The 2,977-nt window shown below is 44.2% G+C and carries 4 protein-coding genes; 3 read left to right on the top strand and 1 reads right to left on the bottom strand.

The annotated features are described in order from the left end of the window. The coding region (gene traD, locus CTN07_RS22180; protein ID WP_107183767.1) for a type IV conjugative transfer system coupling protein TraD at positions 1-1,562 on the top strand (1,562 nt) is incomplete at its 5' end. Between the two features lie 77 nt (positions 1,563-1,639). Here the strand turns inward: traD and CTN07_RS22915 are convergent. Continuing rightward, the gene (locus tag CTN07_RS22915; RefSeq protein ID WP_157132386.1) at positions 1,640-1,786 is read right to left on the bottom strand and encodes a hypothetical protein; all 147 of its coding nucleotides are present in this window, start codon (positions 1,784-1,786) and stop codon (positions 1,640-1,642) included. Positions 1,787-1,980: 194 nt separating this feature from the next. Here CTN07_RS22915 and CTN07_RS22185 point away from each other — a divergent pair, with 194 nt between their 5' ends. Both CTN07_RS22185 and CTN07_RS22190 read left to right on the top strand, forming a co-directional pair. Next, the gene (locus CTN07_RS22185; protein WP_005307277.1) at positions 1,981-2,649 is read left to right on the top strand and encodes an NYN domain-containing protein; all 669 of its coding nucleotides are present in this window, start codon (positions 1,981-1,983) and stop codon (positions 2,647-2,649) included. A gap of 111 nt (positions 2,650-2,760) precedes the next feature. Then, positions 2,761-2,977 (top strand): hypothetical protein (locus CTN07_RS22190; protein WP_146154907.1); only part of this gene is annotated, 217 nt, incomplete at its 3' end.

Raw genomic sequence — 2,977 nt, forward strand, 5'->3', positions numbered from 1 at the left:
TCTCTTTTAGTGGTTCAACAGGTACAGGTAAATCGGTCGCAATTCGTAAGCTCTTACGTGAAATCCGCGCCCGTGGTGACAAGGCCATCATCTACGACAAAGGCTGCACCTTTGTTTCTCGCTTCTACAATGAGCACAAGGACTACATTTTAAACCCGTTTGATGAGCGGTCGGTGGATTGGAAAATTTGGTACGACGCGCAAGAGTTCTCCGACTTTGAAAGCTTATCAACCGCCTTAATTGCTGATTCAGGCCATGGCGACCCATTTTGGATTGAATCAGCGCGAACCCTGTTTACCAATACCGCCTATCAAATGACTCAAGACGGCAAACCGCTGACTAACGAGCGCTTATTGGATTACATATTAAAAACACCGACATCGGTACTGCGTGAGTTCTTAAAAGGCACCATGGCCTCCGCCATCACCGATGAAAAAGCCGATAAGATTGCCATTTCGGTTAAATCCATTTTAGCCGCTTACATCAAATCTCTTCGCTACTTAGAAGGGTTGGATCAACAAGACAAAAACGGCAAACGCCGCAAGGCGTTCTCAGTTCGAGATTGGGTACTGGACGATAACGAAAAAGGCTTTTTGTTCTTAACCTCCAACGCGCAACAGCACGTTTCGTTACGCCCATTGATCTCCATGTGGCTCTCGACCGCATCAACGGCCATCTTAGGCTTAGATGAAAGCACCACTCGCCGCATTTGGGTGATCGCCGATGAATTACCCAGCTTACACCGCCTACCTGATTTGGCCTCTACGCTGGCCGAAGTTCGTAAACACGGTGGATGCTATCTGGTTGGGTTCCAGTCATTTGCTCAGTTTGTCAAAATCTATGGCCGTGACGCTGCAGAGGAAATGTACGATCTCCTAAATACCCGCTTTTACTTTCGAAACCCATCCGCACCACAGGCCGAGAAATCGAGTAAGGATTTAGGCGAGCAAGAGATAGAGATCTCCAAAGAGCAGTACAGTTATGGTGCTAACAGTGTTCGTGATGGTATTTCGCTCGGCCACCAAACCATCACCCGCCCTGCGGTGATGACCTCAGAGATCATGGCATTAGATGATCTACAGTGTTGGTATCGCACCTTCGGCGGCTACCCAATCACTCGAATTAACTTTAAGTTTGATGATATGCCCTCAGTCGCGGTGCCATTCATAAAGCGTGTTTACGATTCCAGTGACACCATGAAGCGCATTGATGGTGAGTTGGCTCATTATCAAATGGGAGCACTACTGGCTCTGCCGGATGAAGACAAGCAAGTTCTGCTCAATATCCACAAAGCACGGCATAACAATGAACAGGGCGATTGTGACCAAAGCAGTTATGACAATGAGTGTGAGCAAATGAAAGAAACCGTGAAAGAGAACAATGAGCGTATGGAGAAAGAACAATCAGAAAAGGAAAAATCTCGCAACGATGATCAAGACATCGAAAAGCAGAAAATGAAGGAAGAGCTAGAACTTAAACGCCAAATGAGTGCTGACGATCAAACCGAGCAAGCATTTAAAGAGATGGAAGAAACCACCATTTCTGCTGATCTTGAACCATAAAAACAAGGGTGCTTGAAGATATGTACAAAAACAATCCTATGAAACTAGGGCGTTTCCGCCCTAGTTCCTAGGCTCTATCAAGATTCGTAAGCAAGCTGCGCCTTGAATGTTAATCCAAATCCTCCAATCTCAAGACCACAAAGTGAGCCTTTACAGATCCCGATGATAATAACTGTTGTTAATACCGCAGTTATCAGGATGAAAATAACATTTTTGTTTGGCATAGCATTGCTCCTTATCGAGAAAGAGACTACTATTTGTATTGTCTGGATACATATAGTGAGCCTCGTTTGAATTTAACGTTCATTCGGGGCTTTCTACTATCTGCCTTTTGCAAAATGCTTGAGACAGACAGCCTCAAGCACCCGCCGCTATTCTACTGAAAAAATCCCTTCGCACCAAATTATTGAGGCTCTTTATGCCAATTAACGAATTACCGACCATCGCCCTTTTTGTCGATGCCGATAACACATCGCCATCGAATTTTACTTTTGTAATCGAGCAATTATTAAAACGCGGGCAGATACACTATCGTCACATCTATGGTAACTGGACAAAACCGTGTCTCAGTTCATGGCATGAAGTTGGCCAACTTCATGCTGCTCAGTTCATTCAAGTCTTTGATCTTTGTTCACACAAGAACGCTTCGGATATTGCAATGGTTGTCGATATTCTTGAGTGGAACCAATCGCATCCTAACCATGTCATTGCCATTATGACATCGGATTCTGACTTTACTCCACTGCTCAACCAGTTAAGAAGACATCAAATTACAACCATCGGGATAGGAAATGCTAATTGCTCAATACATTTGCAGAAAAGTTTCAGTACATTTATCCCTATCCCCGTAAAAGAAACCATTTCGCCCACTAAACCCAAAACAATAACTTTCCCTGACAGCAAATCCAAAATCCTTGTTGAAACGGCAAGATCACTCAATGCCAATATTGATGCCGTCCCAATTGGAATGATAGGAAGTCAACTCAAAGGACGCCTTACTTATCCGGCAGGTAAGCTCAAAAAACTGCTGCAAGAATACCCTCAATTTTTTAGCTTTTCTGGCGATTATGTCCGACTCAAAACCTAATAGGATCTCTTTATGCCTTTTGATGTACTTTTTGTACTGATTGCAGTGATCACAGTGATCACTGCATTTCTATTTCTCTTTGTTTGCCCTCACGACTAAACAGGACATGTTATGTTATCGCTAAGTTCACTACGCGGCGGCGCTTCGGGTGCCAGTAAGTATTATCTAGAAGAAGAAAAACAACTTCACTTAAACCAACCGCAATTTACCCTCAAAACTGACACTCAACCCACCAAAGACTCCCCTCTTCCCCCTACCGATAACCCAACAGCCAACTACTATCTTGCTGAGCAAAGCGGCACGAAAAAAACAACACAGTGGTATGGCA

The organism is Photobacterium damselae, assembly GCF_003026815.1.
Classification (GTDB): Bacteria; Pseudomonadota; Gammaproteobacteria; order Enterobacterales; family Vibrionaceae; genus Photobacterium; species Photobacterium damselae.

Coding starts and splice junctions, on each gene's coding strand:
- CTN07_RS22185 (WP_005307277.1), top strand. CDS start 1,981: ATGCCAATTAACGAATTACCGACCATCGCCCTTTTTGTCGATGCCGAT.
- CTN07_RS22915 (WP_157132386.1), bottom strand. CDS start 1,786: ATGCCAAACAAAAATGTTATTTTCATCCTGATAACTGCGGTATTAACA.